Genomic DNA, 19,603 nt, shown 5'->3' with positions numbered 1-19,603 from the left:
CCAGGTGGAACAGCTCGAAGGATGGCTGAGGCGGGACAACCTGAAAGGGTTCCTGCTTATGATCTCAGAAGTGATCGAATACCGCTTCGGTGACTCGGATTGGGGTGCTTTTCAAGTCGGCCTGGAATCATCAGATCAAGATGAGGGCTGGTTCGATTACCCTCTGGTCGGGCGAGTCTCGATTCGCGTCGAGGTTTCGCGCTTGGACGAAGAGGGGGACGTTGACGTCAAAGTCTCTCTTCCTGGAGACGAATCTTGCCTTCGGGAGCGGATTCGAGCGGTGTGGATGGTTTTTAATCGCTTGGATGTGTCCCCTGATGTCCAGTTGATCGACTGAGGAAAATGCTCAGGTGTTTCCCTCGAGGGAACTCCGTTTGGCTCCGTAAAGGCCTTCCGCGGGGCGTTTGACGCTGAGGTTGAAAGGTCGGAGTGACAGCGGGTGTTGGCGGTGCTACGTCGTCGTCATGAGGTACGCGGATGGCGGCGGTCTGACCGCTGCGGGGCGGGCGAAGTGCGAGGCGGTGCGCTTCGAAGCCGCGGGAATGTTCGGACAGGGGGTGCGGCCGCCGGAGGTGGCCCGCAGATTACGGGTGTCGCGAAAGACGGTGTATGCCTGGCACGCTGCCTGGCGGCCGACGGCAGAGCGGCCCTGATGTCCAAGGGGGCCGGTGGCCTGCCGTGCGGCTCGGCGATGTCCAGGTCGAGCGGCTTCAAGCTGAGCTGGAGGCTGGCCCGGCCGCACACGGCTGGAGCGAGGACCAGCGGTGGACCCTGGTCAGGATGGCGGAGCTGATCAACAGGCACTTCGGGTACCGGTACACCCCGCGCGGGGTGTCCTACCTGCTGCACCGGCTGGGCTGGTCACCACAGGTCCCCGCACACCGGGCTGCCGAGCGGGATGAGCAGGCCGTTGCCGCGTGGCGGACGGAGCAGTGGTCACGGGTAAGAGGACAGCGAAGTTCTTGGGCGCTTGGATCGTCTTCGAGAACGAGGCCGGTCAGGACCTGAAACCAGGCAAGGGCCGCACGTGGTCGAGACGCGGACGGACTCCGGTGGTCAAGGTGACAGGCAAGGGCTCGGGCCGGGGCCTGATGGCCGGCATGATCTGCGTCAGGCCGGGCCACGAAACGATGATGATCTACCGGACGCAGACATACCGGGGCCGCACGGGCGAGAAGAAGGGCTTCCGGGCCCGCGAGTTCGCCGAACTGATCACCGCCGCAGCCGTCAGCTCGACGGCGCCCCGCTGATCCTGGTGTGGGACAACGCGAGCACCCACCACTCCAAGCCCTTGCGGGAGTTCTGCGATCGCAACAGCGACTGGCTCACCATCGTCAAGCTCCCGCCTACGCGCCAGACCTCAACCCCGTCGAAGGCGTATGGGCCCACCTGAAGAAGTCCCTGGCCAACCTCGCACCCCACAAGGTCGAAGACCTCACTCCGCTCGTGAAGAACCGCTTACGCGGCATCCAACGCCGACCCGAGGTCCTCAACGGCTTCAGAGCCGAGACGGGACTGACACTGGAGCCCCCGTAACCCAGTCACCCCGACCTTTCAACCTCAGCGTCAGCGTTGCCGTCAGAGGTCCTGACATACAGAGGTTGCTTGTACTTCTTCTACAACACGCCTCGGGAAGGGGAGTGGCGCAGTCGTTGGTCGGGCAGGCTGTGCACCCGGCGGGGTTCCGTCGTAGTCCTTCGGATGCCCAATCGGCGGCGGCGCCGGGCCGGGGTCGGGGGCCGTGCGTGTGGGGAGAATTGGCGGGTGCTGTCCTTGGGCGGGGTCTGACTCTTGAGATCTCTGACCGGGTGTCTTGCTCACGCTGTGTCGACTGGTGGCCGGGGATGGTGCGTTGCTGGTATAGGGCCGGCCGGGGTGTCTCGATAGGGGCTTGCCGAGCAGGCGTCGTCACGGTTCTGACCGTCCGTGCGGTCGGGTGCCGGCTACGCGATGCGTCATCGGGTCGGAAGGTGAATGAGCATGACCGGTACGTCCCCTGCATCGCGTGCCCGCCGACGTCGTCCGGCGGGGGAGGTGGTCCTTGGAGTGGACACGCACCGGGACGCTCATGTGGCTGCTGTGCTCTCCCCGGTGGGGGCGGTGATCGGTACGGAGGTGTTCCCGGCCACCGCGGCCGGGTACCGCGAACTGCTGCAGTGGGCCAGGGGGCTGGGCACGGTACGGCGGGCCGGAGCGGAGGGGACCAGCTCCTTTGGGGCGGCTCTGTCCCGCTACCTGCTGGCCCAGGGCGTTGAAGTGTTCGATGTGAACCGGCCCGACCGCACCGACCGCCGCCGGCGCGGCAAGTCGGACCCGCTCGATGCCCAGAACGCGGCCCGGGCGGTGCTGAGCGGCCGGGCGCGCGCCCGGGCCAAGTCAGGCGATGGACCGGTGGAGATCGCCCGGATGTACAAACTCGCCAAGGTCTCGGCAGTCAAGGCGCGCACTCAGGCGATCAACCAGCTCAAGGCTGTCCTCGTCAGTGCCGACCCGAACCTGCGGGAAGAACTGGCCCTGCTGCACAACGCAGCACTCTTCCGTAGCTGCGCAGGGCTCGCCGACGACAGAAAGAACGACGAGGACGGTGAAGAGACGGTGCTGCGGGCCACCCGCACCACCCTGTGTGCCTGCTTGCCCAGCCAATCGGACAGCTCACCGAACAGATCCGGGGCGCACGGGCTTCTCGTCGGCGGGCTGCTCATGATCGCGCAAGCCTGTCAACATCTCGGAAGCACCTTCACCGGCAGCCGTCAGAGCCCCGGCGGCCCAGGGCCAGATCACACTGGCCATCCTGCGTTCCCTGGCGCGCTGCTGGTGCGGCAGGCGTCCAGCTGACAGGTGCCTCCGGCTCGACCGAGGTGCTGGTGGACGGAAAGGTCGTCGCCCGGGGCGCCTCCCGGGCAGGCACAACCGTCCTCTGCACGGAGATCCGTCGGGGATCCGCCCCGCCCCCCTTGAGCGTCACATTGGCGGAGATGGGCGACGTGTCTCTGTGCGGGTGCGGCGTGCGGTAGACCGCGTTACGGGCGCCGGTCACATCCGCATGCGTCACCGAACTTGCTCACCATTGTCAGGTCCGGGGCAGCGATGGCAGGGGCCGAGTGGCGATCTCCAGGGCTTCGGCGCGCGTCATGCCGAACATGCGCAGCAGGCGGAAGGCCAGCTGGTCGGAAACGTGCGCGGCGTCGAGGTCCGGGCGGGTCTCCAGGAGGTGGAGCACTCCGAGCAGGGCGCCGCCGACCATGGCCACAGAAGTGCGCGGGTCGTCGATGTCCAGCCGTCCGGTGTCGGCGGCGGCCCGCAGATCCTGCATCGCCTGAGGTGCCAAGCCGCTGTCGGAGGTCAGATAGGGCATGCCCGTACGGACGAGGATCCTGGCTATCTGTGTGTGGGTGCGCTGCAGCCGGCCGGTCAGGCGGACGCTGGCGGCGAAGGTCTCCGCGGGGTCCTTCAGGTCTCCCACGACTGATTCCAGGAGTGTGCCGTGTTCCTCCAGGGTGAGGGCGACGGCGGCGTCGAACAGCTCGTCCTTGCTGGTGAAGTGGTTGTAGAAGGAGCCGAAGCCGACGTCCGCCGCCTCGGTGATCTCCTGGATGCTCACGTCGGTCCGCCCCTGATCCGCGAGGAACCGCTGTGCGGCGGCGATCAGCGCGGCACGGGTGCGCGCCTTGCGTCGGTCCACGCGGTTGGGCGTGTGGCTGGGTGTGTTGGCCCTGCCCTGTCGATCGATACTCATCTCTCCACCACGATCAGGCGCATCAGCTTTGATTGTTTCATCACGACTGACTGCTGTTGACGGGGTCGTCATCTGGACTGATTCTCTCATCACTGCTGACTGGAGCTGCTCGCGGGCGCGTTCCGGTCGGTGCCTTTCCAGGACTCAGGAGAGCCGATGAGTATCCAGGTCGTCCGCACCAGAGACGGCTGGTGGGTGGAGAGCGGCACAGGACGGCTGCACCGCGTCGACACCGAAGCGGACACCACCGCCGGCCTGCTCGCCGACCGTTCCGCCGTGCAGCAGGCGGCTGCCCGCGCCACGGGTGACCCCGACGCCGGGGTTTCGGTTGGAGAGGCCGAGCTGCTGTCGCCCGTCACCACGCCCTGCCGGGTGGTGGCGCAGATGGTCAACTACCGTTCCCACGCGGTGGACTCCGGATTCGACCCGGACACCGTTCCGCCGGCGTTCTTCCGTAAGGCGTCCGGGTCCGTCAGCGGGCCCTACCAGGACATCAAGCGTCCACAGCACGTGCGTTTCCTGGACTACGAGGTGGAGCTCGGGCTGGTGATGGGTGCCGATCTGCCGGTCGGTACCGAGGTCACCGACTCCACCCTGCCGACGTTCGTCGCCGCGCTCGTCGTCGCCGACGACGTCAGCGCCCGCGATCTGCAACTGCCCAAGACCCAATTCTACGAGTCCAAGTCGTACCCGACCTTCACACCGCTTGGGCCCCGGCTGCTCCTGGTCGACGCCGACGACCTGGCCCGCCTGCCGGACCTGCGGCTCACCCTCAAGGTCAACGGGGCCACCCGGCAGGACCGCACCACCACGGACATGATCGTCCGGCCCGCCCACGCCCTCAGTCTGCTCGCCCGCTTCCAGCACCTGCAGCCCGGTGACGTCCTGCTCACCGGAACCCCAGGCGGCACCGCCCTGAAGTCGCCGGGCAGGCTCCTGGCCACGCTTGCCGCCCTGCTGCCCCCGCACAAGCGCTGGCAGAAGTTCTTCGCCCGCCAGCAGGCGAACCCCGACTACCTCAAGGACGGCGACGTCGTCACGGCCCGTATCGCGACCGACGACGGCGCACTCGATCTCGGCGAGCAGCGCACGGTGGTGCGCGCCCGCTGACGGCTCCCGGGACCCCCGCCCGGGACCGGCCGGCCCGGCATCCCCGTACCGGGCCGGCCACCTGAACCCATCCCTCACCCTGCAAAGGCGCACCGGTGACACTCACACCCACCGACCTGCTGTGGCCCGCCCCCGACAGCAGCGCGGACCTGTCCGCGATCGAGGCCGTACCGCTGCACGAGCGCGGCCTGCCCGCCACCACCTACGATGCCCTGCTGCGCGCCGCCCGCCTGTGGCCCGACCGGCCGGCCCTGAGGGTGCTACCCGATGCCGCCCGCTTCCTGCGCCCCGCCACAGCCACCTTCGCGCAACTGCGTGGCCAGGTGCATCGCACAGCCAATCTGCTGGGGTCTCTAGGCGTGACCCGCCGGGACGCCGTGGGCCTGCTCGCGCCGAACACCGCGGAGCTTCCCGGCGCGCTGCTGGCCGCGCAGGCAGCGGGCATCGCCGCCCCGGTCAACCCGGGCCTGGCGTCCGAGCACGTCGAGCAGTTGCTGCGGCGCAGCGGCGCGCGGGTGCTCATCGCCGCCGGTCCGCAGCTGGATGCACAGGTATGGGCCACAGCCCGGCAGGTCGCCGCGGCCTTGCGGCTGGACGCGCTGCTGGCACTGACCCCCACCCTGGCTGACGGGACCGCCCCCGCTCTGGACCCCATCAAGGGCGTACGCGTCGGCTACCTCGCGGAGCTTGCCGCGTCCCATCCCGCCGACCGGCTGGTGGACATCGAGTCGCCGGCCGCCGACGACCTGGCCGCCTACTTCCACACCGGCGGCACCACCGGCATCCCCAAGCTTGCCGCCCATACGCACGCCAACGAGGTCGTCGACGCCTGGATGGTGGCCGCGAGCATTCCTCTCGACGAGGACTCGGTGATGTTCGCGGCGCTGCCGTTGTTCCACGTCAACGCCCTGATCGTCACCCTGCTCGGCCCGCTGCTGCGCGGCCGGGAAGTGGTGTGGGCCGGGCCGCTGGGCTACCGCGATCCCGAGCTGTATCCAGTGTTCTGGAAGCTGGTGGAGCACTACCGCATCGCCGCCATGTCGGCGGTGCCCACCGTGTACTCCGTCCTCGCCCGTGTCCCCGTCGACGCGGACGTCTCAAGAATGCGGTTCGCCGCCGTCGGCGCCTCCCCGCTGCCGCCCGCCGTACGGGAGTCCTTCGAGAAGCACACCGGGATCCCCCTGTGCGAGGGCTACGGGCTGACCGAGGCGACCTGCGCCTCCGCCCTCGGCCTGCCCGGCCACACTCGCCCCGGCAGTGTCGGCCGGCGCCTGCCCTACCAGCAGGTCAAGACGGTGCGGATCGACCCGGACACCGGTGAGTGGCACGACCTGCCGCCGGGCGCCACCGGGGTGCTCGCCGTCAGGGGCTCGGTCGTCTTCGCCGGGTACGTCGCCGAGCACACCGCCCACGGGCCTCGCCTGGAGACCGCCGGGAAGATCCGCGACGGCTGGCTGGACACGGGCGACCTGGCCCGCATCGACGCCGACGGCTTCATCCATCTCGCCGGCCGAGCCAAGGACCTGATCATCCGCGGGGGCCACAACATCGATCCCGCCGCGATCGAGGACGCCCTCCTCGCCCACCCCGAAGTCACCGCCGCCGCGGCGGTGGGCCGCCCCGACCCGCACGCCGGTGAGGTGCCCGTCGCCTACGTCACCCTCGCCCCTGGCGCCCGGACCGAGCCCGCCGAACTGCTCACCTGGGCCACCGAACGGGTCCCCGAACGCGCCGCCACCCCGCGCGAGGTGCTCGTGATCGACGCCATCCCGCTCACCGCCGTCGGCAAGCCTTACAAGCTCGGCCTCCGCCTGGACGTCACCCGCCGCGCGGTCCACGCCGAGCTGGCCGCCCAGGGCGCGGACTGCGACCCGGAACGCATCCTGTGCCGGCCGCACGACGGCGGTGTCCGCGTCACGGTGCCCGCCCCTGCCGACGAGGCGGTACAACGCAGGGTCACCGCAGCCCTCGACCGGTACGTCCTGCACTGGCAGTACGCCCCCAGCAAGCCACTTGAGAGAGAAACCCCATGAGCACCACCGCCATCGTTCTCGCCGTCCTCCTCGCCGGGATCTTCCTCCTGCTCGGGTCGGCCAAGCTCGCGGCAGTACCCGCTATGCGCCAGGCCGCGGCCCACGTCGGCATGACCACCACCCACTACCGTCTCCTGGGTGCCCTGGAGGTGGCGGCAGCGGCCGGACTGCTGCTCGGCCTGCGGATCACCGCGCTCGGTGCTGCCGCATGCATCGGCCTGATCCTGCTCATGGCCGGAGCCGTCGTCGTCCACCTGCGCAGCGGCGATCCGGCGGCCCGCTGCCTGCCGGCCGTCATCGCGGGTGCCTTGGCCGGAGCCCATCTCGTCGCGCTGGTCGGCGGCTAGCATCGCCGCCGCCTGGGCTCCGAGGAGCATCACGATGAGCCGCATCGACGTCCGCCAGCGCCTCCACGCGGTGGCTGGCCTAGCACAGCGTTCATACCCAGTCCGCCTCCGCAGGCCGCCTTTCGCACGGCGCGGACGGCACCCACCGCATCTCACCGCCTCGGCCGCCGAGGCCGGGTGCGGCCTCTGAATCGACACCACTGTTTCCGGCATCCCCTCCGTGCCGTCCGGGCTGCCGACGCCCGCCCGCAGCGAGCGGGCGCCTCTCGGAACGACCAGCCTTTCGCATCCGTGCGCCGCCGCCCGCTCAATTCGCGGACACCCCGCCTCGATCAATCGACCGGGGAAACGCCCTTGGCGCCCTTACCCCGCCGCTCCTGAGCCGTCCCCACCCCATGGCCCCGAGCCGTGACACCCCATGGAGTACCCATGAACGACATCGACGTCCCCGTCCTCATCGTCGGTGGAGGCGGTGCGGGGCTCACCGCCTCCATGCTGCTCAGCCGCATGGGCATCGAGTCCCTGCTGGTCACCGCCTGGCCCAGCACCTCCGTCCTGCCCAAGGCCCACGTCCTCAACCAGCGCGCCATGGAGATCATGCGCGACGCCGGCGTGGCCGACACCATCTACGCCGCCTCCGCCCCGGCCGAGCAGATGTCCCACACCGCCTGGTACGTAGGCCTGGCAGGCGACCACGAGGACTACGGCCGCAGGGTCGCCAGGATGGAGGCTTGGGGAGCCGGCGGGCACTCTCCGGAGTGGCTCGCGGCCAGCCCCGAGCGGCAGGCCAACCTGCCCCAGATCCGACTGGAGCCGGTCCTGCGCACCCGCGCCGAGGAACTCGCCACGGGCCGGGTCCGCTTCCACCACGAGCTGACCGCACTCGCCCAGGACGACGAGGGCGTCACCGCCGCCGTCACCGACCGCGAGACCGGCGAGACCTACCGGGTGCGGGCCCGCTACCTGCTGGGCTGCGACGGCGGCCGCACCGTCGGCCCCGCCGTGGGCATCGTCCAGGAGGGCGTGCGCAACCTCGCGCGTGTGGTCTCCTTCCACATCTCCGCCGACCTGTCCCAGGCGGCGACCGACCCTGACGTGCTGATCCGCTGGCTGTGGCTGCCCGACCTCGGCATCCCGGGCGTGCTCGTGCCCATGGGCCCCGACCACTGGGGCCCGGAGTCCGAGGAGTGGGTCTTCCACCTCAACTACGGGCCCGATGACGGTCGCGCGCTGGACGACGAGTCGGTACTGGCCGACCTGCGCACGGGGCTGGGCCTGAGCGAGGAGGACCTGACGGTCCACATGATCTCCCGCTGGACCCTCGAGGGCGTGGTCGCCGACCGCTACCGCGTCGGCCGCGTTCTGATCGCCGGGGACGCCGCCCACCGGCATCCGCCCACCGGCGGCCTCGGCCTGACCTCCGCCATGCACGACGTCCAGAACCTCGCCTGGAAGCTCGCCGCCGTGCTGAACGGCCATGCCGACGACGCCCTGCTGGACAGCTACGAGGCCGAGCGGCGCCCCGTGGACGCCACCAACGTCCAGCGCTCGCTCGAGAACGCCATGAACCACATCGCCATCAACGCCCTCTTCGGCGGCGGGCCCGAGGCCGACGAGGAGGAGAACTGGCGGCAGGCCCGCCGCCTGTGGAGCGAGGACCCCGCCGACGGCGACCTCCGCCGCACCTTCCTGTCCGCCGTGGCCGCCCAGTCCATGGAGTTCAACGAACTGGGCGTCGAGTTCGGCTACACGTACGAGTCCGCGGCCGTCGTCCCCGACGGCAGTCCCGCACCCGACAACCCCGACCCGGTCCGCATCTACCAGCCCGCCGCCCGCCCCGGACACCCGCTGCCCCACTCCTGGCTGGAGGACCTTGACGGCCATCGCGTGGCCCTGGCCCGCCTGGTGCGCCCCGGCCGGTTCCTGCTGATCGCCGGGGAGGACGGCCAGGCTTGGTGCGAGGCCGCCGAAAAGATAGCCGCAAAGAGCGGGCTGCCGCTGGACGCCATCCGGATCGGCCACGTCGACGGCGACTACCGCGACCTGCGCTCCACCTGGACCGCCGCCCGCGGCCACACACCGCAAGGCGCCGTCCTCGTGCGCCCGGACCGCTTCATCGGCTGGCGCGTCCATGGCGCGGCCACCGACCCGGTCGCCGAACTCACCGCCGCACTGGACTCCCTCCTCGCACGGTAGGAACCGGTCGCCTGCCGTGCCACCCGGCCTGCCGATCATCGCCGCAGTCGGCGGGCCGGGCCCCACCCTCACCCCCGCCTGGCCTCCGGGACACCCGCGGCACCGCGGCACCGCGGCACCCTCCCCCACCCTCGCCACAGGTCGTGGAGGCCACAAGAAGGAACCCCGTGAACGACCCGACACCCACCCCCGCCGCCCCCACTGCCGACGCCCATCAGGGTCTGCACAGCGAGCAGGGCGCCCTGCGCGGGGAGCACCCCGGCCGCGCCGCCCAGCCCGTAATCAAGGTGGTCGACCTGGCCTGGTTGGAGTTCACCAAGCCCGACCTGGACCGCGCCGAGACCTTCGCCCACGACTTCGGCTTCACCACCGCCGCCCGCACCGGGGACACCCTCTTTCTGCGCGGCGCCTTGGCCGGAGCGCACTGCCTGGTGATCCGCCGTGGTCCCGCCTCCCGGTTCATCGGCCCCGCCTTCCAGTCTGATCGCAGCAGGAGCGGTGCTCGGCCGGCGGGTGCTGCGTCAGCGGCTGGTACCGGCGTCGCCGTCGTCATGGGAAGAACGCCGCGGTCTCCTGCCGCCCGGCGCGGAGTCGTCCCCTTGCTCTTGCAACAACTCAAGGAGTGCGGCATCCGCTCTTCTCTGATCCTCCTTCGTCAGCTCGACCGGTGCGTTGTTGTAGACGGTGTAGCGATCCGGATCGATGATGTTGGCGGCCCGCAGAGTGAACGACAGCAGGCGGCGCCACCCCTTGCGGTGGCCGACTCTTGCTTGCAGCTGGACCTTGTAGTCACGGGCTTCCGGCACGAACCCGGAAAAGGGTGCCTCGAACTCGATGAAGAGTTGTTGCGCTTCTCTGCCGGGCACGACGAAGCCGGCCGGCAGTTTCGCATCCTCGTCCGGCCCCGGCTGAAGGCGGGACGGTGTAGACACCCACAGCAGCGGCAGGTGAGAAGCGGGCTCGTCGGGGAAGGTCAGGATGAGGTCCTGTACGACGATCGGCTTGGGGCCGGTGTTGTGAAGGACGAGCGGGAGCCGCAGGCGGGCCGTGGACGAGTGAATGATCGCTGCGAAGGCGTGAGGCTCCCAGGTCTTCAGCCGCCCTTGTCTGGCGTTGAGCCACCAGAACGACGCCACGGTGAAGAGCAACGCACAGACCGACACCACGCCGGCGCCCGTGAGTGATGAGGACGCGGCCTGATCGGTCGCGGTCATCAGTGGAACCACGGATTCAGTGTGTCAGCCCCGGCGTGGGCTCGCTAACGGCACTCAGGGTCCTCTGCCCCTTGCGCGCGGCAGCCGACGAGCACGGCGGTCCCGCCTGTCAGAGGTGGCAGCTACGGCGCGCAGCCGATGTCACGACCCGCCACCGGCAAGGACCACGAGATACCAGGCGACCAGCGCGGCGCACATGACCGCGGGGACGAGTTTGGGCGGCCCGTCTCCTTTGCGCACGTGCGTGGTCACGGCACCGGCGAGGAGCGCAAGGAGGCCGAGGCCGGCCAGCTCTCCGAACCAGGGCAGGGCCGGGCCGATCGCCACGCCGATGGCGCCTGCCAGCTCCAGCGCACCGATCAGCCGGTAGGCCGAGGTGGTGAAGCCGGCGTGGGCGGCCAGCTCGGGCATCGGGCCGAGAGCCAGGATCTTGGCCACGCCCAGCAGGGCGAAGATCAACACGATCGGACAGGCCAGGGCGGCGTAGAGGCTCATGAGGCGTCCTTGACGGTGTGCCGGTGACGAGCCTGGCGGCGTTCGGCCCCCAGGTCGGCGAAGTAGGCGACGAGGTCCGGGTTGTCGACCGCCGAGGGATTGAGGACCTGCTCGGCGGGTGCGCCCTGGAGGAGGCGCTTGACCGGGACCTCGAGTTTCTTGCCGGTCCTGGTGTGCGGGATGGCCGGCACGGCGAGGATCTCGTCGGGTACGTGGCGGGGCGAGGCGCCGGTGCGGATGGCGTCGCGGATCTTCTCGCGCAGGGTGTCGTCCAGCCTGACACCGGGCGCGGGGACGACGAACAGCGGCATCCAGTAGCCGCCGCCGGGTTCCTCCGCACCGATGACGAGGGCCTCGGTGATCTCGGGGAGTCGTTCGACGATGTCGTGGATGTCGGCGCTGCCCAGGCGCACGCCGTTGCGGTTGAGGGTGGCGTCGGAACGGCCGTGGACGATCACCGAGCCGTGGGAGGTGAGGGTGACCCAGTCGCCGTGCCGCCACACGCCCGGGTAGGCGGTGAAGTAGGCGTCGCGGTAGCGGCTGCCGTCCGGGTCGTTCCAGAAGTACAGCGGCATCGACGGCATCGGGCGGGTGACGACCAGTTCGCCGACCTGGTCGACGACCGGCCGTCCCGCGTCGTCGTACGCCGCGAGCGCCACGCCGAGGTTGGGAGCCGACAGCTCACCCGCCCACACCGGGGTGGTGGGGGCGCTGCCCGCGAAGCCGGAGACGACGTCGGTGCCGCCGCTGGTGGACGCCAGCTGGATGCCCGCGCCCACGTGGTCGCGGACCCAGGGGTAGGCGGAGGCGGGCAGGGTGGAGCCGGTGCTGCCGATGGCCCGGATGGCCGACAGGTCGTGCACGCCGGGTTCGATGCCCAGCTTGGCCATGGCCAGCAGGTACTGGGGGCTGGTGCCGAACACGGTGACCTTGTGGCGGGCCGCCAGCTCCCACAGGATGTCCGGGCGTGCGACCGGCGCGGGGCTGCCGTCGTAGGTGCAGGTGGTGGCGCCGGTCAGCAGGGTGGAGACGACCAGGTTCCACATCATCCAGTGGGTGGTGGTGTACCACAGCAGGCGGTCCCCGACGCCCAGGTCGCAGTGCAGGCCGAGGGTCTTGAGGTGCTCGAGCAGGACGCCTCCGTGGCCGTGCACGATGCCCTTGGGCAGGCCGGTGGTGCCGGAGGAGAAGACGATCCACAGCGGATGGTCGAACGGCACCGGAGTGATCCCGAGGTACTCGGTGCGGCCGGCCGCGTCCTCCCAGGGAACCGTCAGTCCCTCGGCCCGGGTCTCGGACCACGCAAGGCCCAGGTGATCCACGACAACCGTGGCCTTGAGCGTGGGAAGGGCGTCGGCCAGTTCGAGGGAAGCGGTGCGGCGGTCGTGGCGGGTGCCGTTGAAGAGGTAGCCGTCGGCCGTGACGAGCACCGTCGGTTCCAGCTGGGTGAAACGGTCGGCCGCAGCCCTGGGCGCGTAGTCCTGGCCGCACACCGACCACACCGCGCCCAGGCTGGCGGTGGCGAGGAAGGCGATGACGGCGTGGGGGGTGTTGGGCAGGTAGCCGACCACCCTGTCGCCCTGTCCGACGCCCAGATCGCGCAGGGTGGCGGCGACCGAGGCGACTTGGGCACGCAGCTGCCGACCCGTGATCTCGTAGGCGGCTCCGGTCTCGTCCAGCGCGGTGATCGCGGGTGCGTCCGGGTGCAGGTTGCGCAGGGCGAGGTGGGCGTAGTTGAGGGTGGCGCCGGGGAACCAGCGGGCGCCGGGCATGGTCTCCTCAGCCAGCACCCGCTCGTACGGTGTGGCGGCGTCGATGTCGAAGTACTCCCACACCGCGGCCCAGAAGCCTTCCAGGTCGGTGACGGACCAGTGGTGCAGGGCCTGGTAGTCGGTGGGGTCCTGGATGCCGTCGGCGCCCTGGTGCCGGGCGGCCCAGCGGGCGAAGTCCGCGATGCGGCTGCCGACGGCCACTTGGGGGTCGGGCGGAAGGAAGGGCTCCGGACAAGGCGTGGCGTGCGGGGTGGTCATGGTCTGGTGTTCCTCGTCAGGGTGCGGGCCGGGCTTCGGCGGAGCGGCGGGCCGTGTGCAGCAGCGGAGCCCAGGCGGCGGCGTCGGTGAAGTCGCCGGTGCCGGTGGGGACGGTGTCCAGTACGACGCGGTCGGGGCGCAGCAGGGCGGCGTCCGCCCGGCCGCGTGCCAGCCAGGCGGCCAGGGTGCCGTCGTCGTCCAGGTCGTCGACATGGATCACGGATGCGCCCAGGGCCGTGGCCACGCCCGTCATCCGTGCCGTGGGCGGCACAGCGGTCAGGAGGGCGAAGGAGTCCCCGAGGATGTCGTCCAGGCGCTCTCGCCTGCCGTCGTGCAGCACCCAGGGTTGCGGGCAGAAGGTGCCGGCCAGAGAACGGCCGGTCAGCCGGGGGCGGCGCCGTACCAGCGGATTGGCCGTCAGTGCGGGGCTGAGGTCGCGGCTCACCGCCGCGGTCACGCCGGGGATGCGGCATGCCGCGCCCACCACGGCCCGGCGGAGGGCCGCACCGCGGTCCTGCCCCCCGGTCATGGCCCAGCCGACGGCGACCGCTACACGGATCACGTGGCGGGCGTGCGGCTTGCGCTCCTGCTGGTAGGTGTCCAGCAGTCGGTCGTCCGCGCCCTGCTGAAGGACGCGGGCGAGTTTCCAGGTGAGGTTTCGGGCGTCGCGCAGGCCCGCGCACAGGCCCTGTCCGATGAAGGGCGGGGTGAGGTGGGCCGCGTCGCCCAGCAGGAAGACGCGGTCCCGGCGCCACCGGTCGGCGAGGCGGGCTCGGAAGGTGTACTGCGCCTGCCGGATCACCTCGAAGTCGTCGCCCCCGTGGGCAGCGGACGGCAGGTCGACCCAGGGGGCGACCAGCTCGTGCAGCTGCTCCAGCCCTTCCGGGCCGTCCAAGGGCTCACCCTCGGCCAGCCGGAACTCCCAGCGGTAGCGGTCCTCGCCGACTCGCATGAAGGTGGCCGGCCGGGTGGGGCAGCAGATCTGCTCGGCGCCTTCCCAGGTGCGCACCGGGAGGCTGGTGCGTACGTCGATGACCCGCCAGCTCTCTTCGAAGTGCAGGTCCTCCCACACGGCGCCGATGGCGTCGCGGGTGAGGCTGCCGGCGCCGTCGCAGCCGAGGACGGCATCGGCCCACACGTGCTCGTCCTCGTCGCTGCCGTCGCGGCGGAAGGTCACCCGCACCGGACCCGCGGCAGCGGGCGATCCGTCGCTGTCCTGGGTGACGGACACGACCTCCACCCCGCCCCACAGCTCGCACTCGGGGCGACGGGCCAGGGCGTCGCGCAGCAGCCGTTCCAGCTCCGGCTGGTCGAACATGCTGGTCTGCGGGAAGCCGTGGTGTCCGCGCAGGGACCGCGGGAACTCGGCGATCACGCGGCGCCGGGCGTCCAGCAGCCGCAACCCGGGCGCCGGCCGGGCGAGGGTGGCGAACTCCTCGTGGACGCCGACGCTCTGCAGGATCCGGCGAACCTCGTCGTCCACGACGACGGCGCGCGGCAAGGGGTAGACGTCCCGGTGGCGTTCGAGGAGCAGGCTGGGCACTCCGTGCCGGGCGAGCAGGAGCGCGGCCGTGACTCCCACAGGCCCCGCGCCGATGATCACTACCGGTCTCCGGGCTGCGGCGCTCACGTCACGTCCGCCACGGCGGTCCGCTGCTCACCCAGGTCGATCCGCCCGTCAGGGGTGGCGATGGTGGCGGTGACCAGGTCACCGTTCTGCAGGTATAGGGGGTTCTTGGCCTGACCGTTGAAGAACGCCTTCCACTTCAGCGCCGGCGGCAGCAGGGCTGCCATCTTCTCGACCGGCTTGGGCGGGGCCTTCAGGGCGGTGCCGCCGGGTGTGCCGGTCAGCAGCAGGTCGCCCGGGTCGAGGGTCTGGAAGCGGGCGAGCAGGGTGAGCGCCTGCGCCGGTCGTACGATCATGTCGGCAAGGGTGCGGTCCTGGCGCGGTACGCCGTTGACCGACAGCCGCAGCCGCAGGTCGATCAGACGTGCGAAGTCCTCGGGCTCCAGCAGGGCCAGGTACGGCCCCGTCGGTGTGAAGGTCGGGTAGGACTTGCTCTCGTAGAACTGGGTCTTGGTCAGCTGGACGTCGCGGGCGCTGACGTCGTTGGTGAGGACGAGGCCGGCGACGTAGCGGGGGAGGTCCTGCTCTTCGACGACGGTGCCCACGGGCAGCGGCGCGCCCATGACGAGGCCGAGTTCCACCTCGTAGTCGAGGAACCTCACGTGCGCGGGGCGGACGATCGGCTCGTGCGGACCGCTGACCGAGCCGGACGCCTTGCGGAAGAAGGTGGGCGGGATGTCGCCGGTGAAGCCCGAATCCTTCGCGTGGCTGCGGTAGTTGACCATCTGGGCCACCACCCGGCAGGGGGTGGTGACCGGGGGCAGTGCCACCAGACCGGCGACGGGCGTGCCGCTGTCGTCGGAGGCGGCGGCCTCGCGGACCGCGTCCCGGTCGGCGATCAGCTCGGCGGTGGTGACCGCCTTGGTCTCGATACGGACGGCGCGCTCGCCCCGGACGGCCCACCAGCCGTCGGGGGTGCGCAGAACGTTGGTGCTCATGAGCTCATTGCTTTCATCAGGCCCAGCAGGCGTGCGGGGTCGAGTTCGTTGTCGCCGCGCAGGGCCGTCATGACCTCGCGGAGCTTGGCGGGGGAGGGGTTGGCGCCCAGGAAGTCGCGGGTGACCGGCGGCCCCCACTGCGCGAGGCCGCTCGCCGACATCGGCGCCCATCCGGGTTCAAGGTCGCAGGAGAACAGGTCGCCGTCGGCGAAGTGCTCCAGCATGAAGCGGTCGGGGTCGCGCCAGTAGTCGAAGAGCTGGCTGCCCTGGATGTGCCGGCCGATGCCCCAGCTGCGCCGGTAGCCGCGCTCGGCCAGGTACTCACCGCCGGCGGCGATCGCGTCGAGGTCGGTGACCTGGTAGGCGGAGTGGACGTAGCCGGTGCCGGGCCCCAGATGCAGGGCGAGGGTGTGGTGGTCCACGGGCGTGCTGCCCTGGTCGCAGCGGATGAACGCCATGGTCGGCCCGCGCTGGCGCTGTCCGTCCAGGAACAGGAAGTCGCTGACGATCATTCCGAGCGTGTCCAGATACCAGTTCAGGGCCCGCACGAACACCCGTGTCTCCAGCACCACGTGCCCGAGCCGCTGAATACGCGACGGCTCGCGGGGCGGCCGCTGGGTGGCGTTCGTACGACGGCCTTCGACTCCGCTGTTGATGATCAGGGGCTGCTGCCCGGGCAGAGCGGGCAGCTGCTCGTCGCAGTGCACGACCCGGACCGGGAAGCCGGAGGGATCGAGCAGCGTGACCGACTGTCCGCCGCCGGGTACGTCGATGTCCCGGACCTCACTACCGGTCGCGCGGGCGAGCCGGTCCAGATCGCCCCGCTCGGCGGCGCGGAACGCCGGCCCGATGAAGCGGGATGACCCGCGGCGGATGACCATGCAGGGGGAGCCCGCGAAGGTGCCGCGCAGCCACAGTTCCCGCTCGGTGCGGGCGGCGACGGCGAATCCGAAGTCACGGGCGAACACCTCGGCCCGGTCCAGGTCCGGCTTCTCGAACTCAAGCCAGGCCAGATCCGCCACTTTGATCACCGGATTCCGGGCTCGTCCGGGGTGCTCACCGCGTATGGCGCCCTGCTCACTGTGGAGGTCTTGGTGGGGCGTCAGAGGACCGCCCTTGTTAACGGGGATGTGGGACATGGTGTCCTCCAAGCAACACTGCCGTAATGAGGAAATCATCAACTCTGCCGTTTCTCGTCGTCAATAGGTGCAGCCCAAATAATTGAGGATCTCATCAGTAATGGCAGCATCATCGTCGCGCCGGTTACACTGGGCCCTATGCCGACGTCAGCCCCGCCCAAGAACCGCTTCGAGCGACGCCGTGCCGAGACCCGCCAGGCGCTCGTTCGCGCGGGCCGGCAGATCCTCGCGGAGACCGGGGACACGAGCGCGAGCATCCAGGCCATCGCCGAGCGCGCCGATGTCGGCTTCGGGTCCTTCTACAACCACTTCGAGTCGAAGACGGAGCTGTTCGACGCGGCGGTGACGGACGCCCTGGAGGAGTTCGGGCAGGTCATCGACGCATGCGTGCAAGGCATCGACGACCCGGCCGAGCTGGTCGCGGTCGGCTTCCGGCTCACCGCCCGGATGGCCGACTCCCACCCGGAACTCCTGCGAATCCTGCGCGACCGCGGCTTGGCCCACATCCACTCCGACCGCGGCCTCTCCCCACGCGCCCTGCGCGACCTGGAGATCGGCATCGCCTCAGGCCGTTTCACCTGCGGCAACGCGACCACCGCCCTGTCCGCCCTGGGCGGCACCCTGCTCTCCCTGGTGGCTCTCCGGCTGGACCGCCCGGACCTCGACGGCGACGAAGCCGCCTCCGACCTGGCCGAGATGGTCCTGCGCATGCTCGGCCTCGCTGCGGACGACGCACACGAGGTCACCCGTCGCCCGCTGCCCGGTCTCGCCCGATGACCTCCTGCACCTGAAGCGCGGCCCTCTGCGGTGCTACGCCGGCGGCGACGAGGAACGCGGTTGCCGCGGCCGCACCAGTGGGGTCTGCCCACGGGTATGCGGCGTTCTCCTCGGCGAGGGCCAGCATCAGTGCCTCCAGTGCTTGGGCGAGCACGGGTGCTGGAAGGTGGTCCGCGAAGACGCCTTCGCGCTGACCGCGCCGTAGGGTTGCGACGGCTTCTGTGCGGGCCGGTGTCAGGGTGGTGCGGATCTCGTCCTCTCCCAGATGGCGCCGTCCCAAGGCGATGAGCACGCGGTAGTGGTCGCCCACCGTCCATGCCGCCAGCACCATCCGTGTCATCGCCTCGACCGGGTCGGCATCCGCGGTATGGGCTCCGGCGAACGCCTGCCGTAGTTCATTGCCTGCTTCCTGTGTCAGGTCGGCGATCAGCGCATGCCGGCTGGGGAAGTGTCCGTAGAGGGTGCGCCGGGCGACGCCGGCCGCCTGCGAGATGCTGTCGAGACTCGCGTCCGGGTCCTCCCGCAGTTTCTGCCGGGCGGTCGCGAGGATGCGTCGGCGGTTGGAGTGGGCATCCCTGCGCTGCGAAGTACGGCCCGGGGTGTCGGTCGTCTGCATGGTTCTTTCTCTCCACGGTTGCCGGAAAGCCGTGGGCGCCGGTGCTCCCTCACGCACCGGCGCCCACTCACCCCTGCCCAGGGTGGCTTGTCGTCCTGCTGACGGGCGTCAGGGGACGAGGATGAGGCGGATCGGGTCGCCGATCTTGTTCTCCAGCCGGTGGACGGCGTCGGCGGCCTCGACGAGCGGGATGTGGTCGGTGATGGAGGGGGCCAGGTCGAGGCGGCCGGCCGCGGTCAGCTGCACCAGCTCGGAGACGGACTCGGGGAAGCCGCCGTAGTGGCCGCGCACCTGCTTCTGCAGGTAGTTGAAGGTCAGGCCCTCGGTGATGGTGAGCGGCCTGGGCGTGATGCCCACCAGGATCAGGGAGCCGCCCAGGCCGAGCACGGAGGCGGCCTGGTCGCGGACGGCGGGCACGCCGGCGCAGTCGAAGGCGAAGTCGAGGCCGCGTCCACCGGTGGCCGCGCGGACCTGGTCGGCGAAGTCGGGAGCTGCCGGGTCGAGCGCGAGGTCCGCGCCGAACGCCAGGGCACGCTCGCGGGCGCTGGGCAGCGGGTCGACGGCGATGATGGGGGCGGCGCCGACCAGACGGGCGAGGCGTACGTTGTGCGCGCCGACTCCGCCCACGCCCCAGACGCCGACGGACTGGGCGGCACGGACGCCCGCGGTGGCGACGACGGCGGCGTAGGGGGTGGAGACCGCGTCGGGGATGATCGCGGCCTGGTCGAAGGGGAGGCTGTCGGGGATGGGGATGAGGGTGTCCTCGCGGGCGATGACGTACTCGGCCCAGCCGCCGTCGTAGTCGATGCCGGCGGTGAGCATCTGGGTGCAGGGGCGGTGGCGCACGCAGCCGGCGCACGTGCCGCAGGTCTTGCCGGCCTCCAGGGTGACGCGGGTGCCGACGGGCAGGCCGCGCTTGAGGTCGGGGCCGTGCGTGTGGATGACGCCGGAGACCTCGTGGCCGACGGTGACCGTGTCGGAGGTGGCGAACAGCGGGACGAGGGAGCCGTCGAGCAGGTGGACGTCGGAGAGGCAGACGCCTGCGGCCTTGACCTCGATGAGGACCTCGCCCGGGCCCGGCACGGGGATCGGGACCTCTTCCACGGCGAACTTCTTGCTGTCCAGGTGGAAGCGTCCGGCGAGCATGGTGTCCATGAGGATCTGCTTTCTGTGAGCGGCACGGCCCGGTGGTCCGGGCCATGGGTGTCATGGGGTGTCTGAGTGGCTGGTGGGGCCGGGAGGCGTGCGGGCCTTCCAGGTCGACCTGTGGCTCCCGGAGGGCTCCGACTTCCTCCACGTCGGCGTCCGGATCCGCAATCCGCACGAGCGCCCGGTGCCCACGTAC

General features: G+C 70.6%; 16 protein-coding genes and 2 pseudogenes. 9 read left to right on the top strand and 9 right to left on the bottom strand.

Annotated features, from left to right (window positions below; translation table 11 throughout):
* The first annotated feature begins 4 nt into the window (after positions 1-4).
* The 3 genes and pseudogenes from ACWC5O_RS34055 (at position 5) to ACWC5O_RS34045 (ending at position 2,835) form a co-directional block, all read left to right on the top strand.
* On the top strand, positions 5-337 hold the full coding sequence (locus ACWC5O_RS34055; RefSeq protein WP_450582852.1) for a hypothetical protein: 333 nt from the start codon (positions 5-7) through the stop codon (positions 335-337).
* 127 nt (positions 338-464) lie between these two features.
* Positions 465-1,536, top strand: a pseudogene (locus ACWC5O_RS34050) (IS630 family transposase).
* Positions 1,537-2,070: 534 nt separating this feature from the next.
* Positions 2,071-2,835, top strand: coding sequence for an IS110 family transposase (locus ACWC5O_RS34045; RefSeq protein WP_450582854.1), 765 nt, complete (start codon positions 2,071-2,073; stop codon positions 2,833-2,835).
* Between the two features lie 235 nt (positions 2,836-3,070).
* Here ACWC5O_RS34045 and ACWC5O_RS34040 read toward each other — a convergent pair whose 3' ends face one another.
* Positions 3,071-3,736, bottom strand: a complete 666-nt coding sequence (locus ACWC5O_RS34040) for a TetR/AcrR family transcriptional regulator (protein ID WP_450582855.1) — start codon at positions 3,734-3,736, stop codon at positions 3,071-3,073.
* Between the two features lie 156 nt (positions 3,737-3,892).
* Here ACWC5O_RS34040 and ACWC5O_RS34035 point away from each other — a divergent pair, with 156 nt between their 5' ends.
* The 5 genes and pseudogenes from ACWC5O_RS34035 to ACWC5O_RS34015 form a co-directional block, all read left to right on the top strand.
* Complete coding sequence (locus ACWC5O_RS34035; RefSeq protein ID WP_450582857.1) at positions 3,893-4,846, top strand: fumarylacetoacetate hydrolase family protein; 954 nt, start codon at positions 3,893-3,895, stop codon at positions 4,844-4,846.
* A gap of 95 nt (positions 4,847-4,941) precedes the next feature.
* Positions 4,942-6,879, top strand: coding sequence for an acyl-CoA synthetase (locus ACWC5O_RS34030; protein ID WP_450582859.1), 1,938 nt, complete (start codon positions 4,942-4,944; stop codon positions 6,877-6,879).
* Entirely contained in the window at positions 6,876-7,226 is a 351-nt protein-coding gene (locus ACWC5O_RS34025; protein ID WP_450582861.1) for a DoxX family protein, read from the top strand. The genes ACWC5O_RS34030 and ACWC5O_RS34025 overlap by 4 nt, the downstream gene beginning before the upstream one ends.
* 429 nt (positions 7,227-7,655) lie before the next feature.
* Positions 7,656-9,422: an FAD-dependent monooxygenase gene (locus ACWC5O_RS34020; protein WP_450582863.1), complete on the top strand. Its 1,767-nt coding sequence runs from the start codon at positions 7,656-7,658 to the stop codon at positions 9,420-9,422.
* A 167-nt stretch (positions 9,423-9,589) separates the two neighbouring features.
* Positions 9,590-9,904: pseudogene (locus ACWC5O_RS34015) on the top strand (VOC family protein); the annotation flags it as partial.
* Positions 9,905-9,943: 39 nt separating this feature from the next.
* Here ACWC5O_RS34015 and ACWC5O_RS34010 read toward each other — a convergent pair.
* The 6 genes from ACWC5O_RS34010 to ACWC5O_RS33985 form a co-directional block, all read right to left on the bottom strand.
* Entirely contained in the window at positions 9,944-10,636 is a 693-nt protein-coding gene (locus ACWC5O_RS34010; protein WP_450583212.1) for a hypothetical protein, read from the bottom strand.
* A gap of 141 nt (positions 10,637-10,777) precedes the next feature.
* A complete protein-coding gene (locus ACWC5O_RS34005; protein WP_450582865.1) occupies positions 10,778-11,131 on the bottom strand; it encodes a DoxX family protein in 354 nt (117 codons plus the stop codon).
* Positions 11,128-13,161 (bottom strand): acetoacetate--CoA ligase, encoded by a 2,034-nt coding sequence (locus ACWC5O_RS34000; protein ID WP_450582867.1) that lies wholly within the window; start codon positions 13,159-13,161, stop codon positions 11,128-11,130. Before ACWC5O_RS34000 ends, ACWC5O_RS34005 begins: the two co-directional genes overlap by 4 nt.
* Positions 13,162-13,177: 16 nt before the next feature.
* Positions 13,178-14,791 (bottom strand): bifunctional 3-(3-hydroxy-phenyl)propionate/3-hydroxycinnamic acid hydroxylase MhpA, encoded by a 1,614-nt coding sequence (mhpA, locus tag ACWC5O_RS33995; RefSeq protein WP_450582868.1) that lies wholly within the window; start codon positions 14,789-14,791, stop codon positions 13,178-13,180.
* On the bottom strand, positions 14,788-15,726 hold the full coding sequence (locus ACWC5O_RS33990; RefSeq protein WP_450582870.1) for a fumarylacetoacetate hydrolase family protein: 939 nt from the start codon (positions 15,724-15,726) through the stop codon (positions 14,788-14,790). Before ACWC5O_RS33990 ends, mhpA begins: the two co-directional genes overlap by 4 nt.
* Positions 15,723-16,865 (bottom strand): VOC family protein, encoded by a 1,143-nt coding sequence (locus ACWC5O_RS33985; RefSeq protein WP_450582872.1) that lies wholly within the window; start codon positions 16,863-16,865, stop codon positions 15,723-15,725. The genes ACWC5O_RS33990 and ACWC5O_RS33985 overlap by 4 nt, the downstream gene beginning before the upstream one ends.
* A 138-nt stretch (positions 16,866-17,003) precedes the next feature.
* Between ACWC5O_RS33985 and ACWC5O_RS33980 the strand changes: the two genes are divergently transcribed.
* Positions 17,004-17,642 (top strand): TetR/AcrR family transcriptional regulator, encoded by a 639-nt coding sequence (locus tag ACWC5O_RS33980; RefSeq protein WP_450582874.1) that lies wholly within the window; start codon positions 17,004-17,006, stop codon positions 17,640-17,642.
* On the opposite strand, the gene ACWC5O_RS33975 is transcribed toward ACWC5O_RS33980, so the two are convergent.
* Positions 17,608-18,258 (bottom strand): TetR/AcrR family transcriptional regulator, encoded by a 651-nt coding sequence (locus ACWC5O_RS33975; protein ID WP_450582875.1) that lies wholly within the window; start codon positions 18,256-18,258, stop codon positions 17,608-17,610. The genes ACWC5O_RS33980 and ACWC5O_RS33975 overlap by 35 nt on opposite strands.
* Before the next feature lie 108 nt (positions 18,259-18,366).
* On the bottom strand, positions 18,367-19,413 hold the full coding sequence (locus ACWC5O_RS33970; RefSeq protein ID WP_189899813.1) for a zinc-binding dehydrogenase: 1,047 nt from the start codon (positions 19,411-19,413) through the stop codon (positions 18,367-18,369).
* Positions 19,414-19,603 lie beyond the last annotated feature (190 nt).

The sequence above is a fragment of the Streptomyces sp. NPDC001450 genome, from assembly GCF_053597295.1.
The sequence above is the reverse complement of the archived record's forward strand: the minus strand, read 5'-3'. Positions and strand labels throughout refer to the sequence as shown.

Bases quoted from the DNA above. Each gene is read 5' to 3' on its own strand.
- ACWC5O_RS33980 (WP_450582874.1), top strand. From the start codon at position 17,004: ATGCCGACGTCAGCCCCGCCCAAGAACCGCTTCGAGCGACGCCGTGCC.
- ACWC5O_RS34000 (WP_450582867.1), bottom strand. From the start codon at position 13,161: ATGACCACCCCGCACGCCACGCCTTGTCCGGAGCCCTTCCTTCCGCCC.
- ACWC5O_RS33985 (WP_450582872.1), bottom strand. From the start codon at position 16,865: ATGTCCCACATCCCCGTTAACAAGGGCGGTCCTCTGACGCCCCACCAA.
- ACWC5O_RS33990 (WP_450582870.1), bottom strand. From the start codon at position 15,726: ATGAGCACCAACGTTCTGCGCACCCCCGACGGCTGGTGGGCCGTCCGG.
- ACWC5O_RS34010 (WP_450583212.1), bottom strand. From the start codon at position 10,636: ATGACCGCGACCGATCAGGCCGCGTCCTCATCACTCACGGGCGCCGGC.
- ACWC5O_RS33975 (WP_450582875.1), bottom strand. From the start codon at position 18,258: ATGCAGACGACCGACACCCCGGGCCGTACTTCGCAGCGCAGGGATGCC.
- ACWC5O_RS34025 (WP_450582861.1), top strand. From the start codon at position 6,876: ATGAGCACCACCGCCATCGTTCTCGCCGTCCTCCTCGCCGGGATCTTC.
- ACWC5O_RS33970 (WP_189899813.1), bottom strand. From the start codon at position 19,413: ATGGACACCATGCTCGCCGGACGCTTCCACCTGGACAGCAAGAAGTTC.
- ACWC5O_RS34005 (WP_450582865.1), bottom strand. From the start codon at position 11,131: ATGAGCCTCTACGCCGCCCTGGCCTGTCCGATCGTGTTGATCTTCGCC.
- ACWC5O_RS34035 (WP_450582857.1), top strand. From the start codon at position 3,893: ATGAGTATCCAGGTCGTCCGCACCAGAGACGGCTGGTGGGTGGAGAGC.
- ACWC5O_RS34040 (WP_450582855.1), bottom strand. From the start codon at position 3,736: ATGAGTATCGATCGACAGGGCAGGGCCAACACACCCAGCCACACGCCC.
- ACWC5O_RS34020 (WP_450582863.1), top strand. From the start codon at position 7,656: ATGAACGACATCGACGTCCCCGTCCTCATCGTCGGTGGAGGCGGTGCG.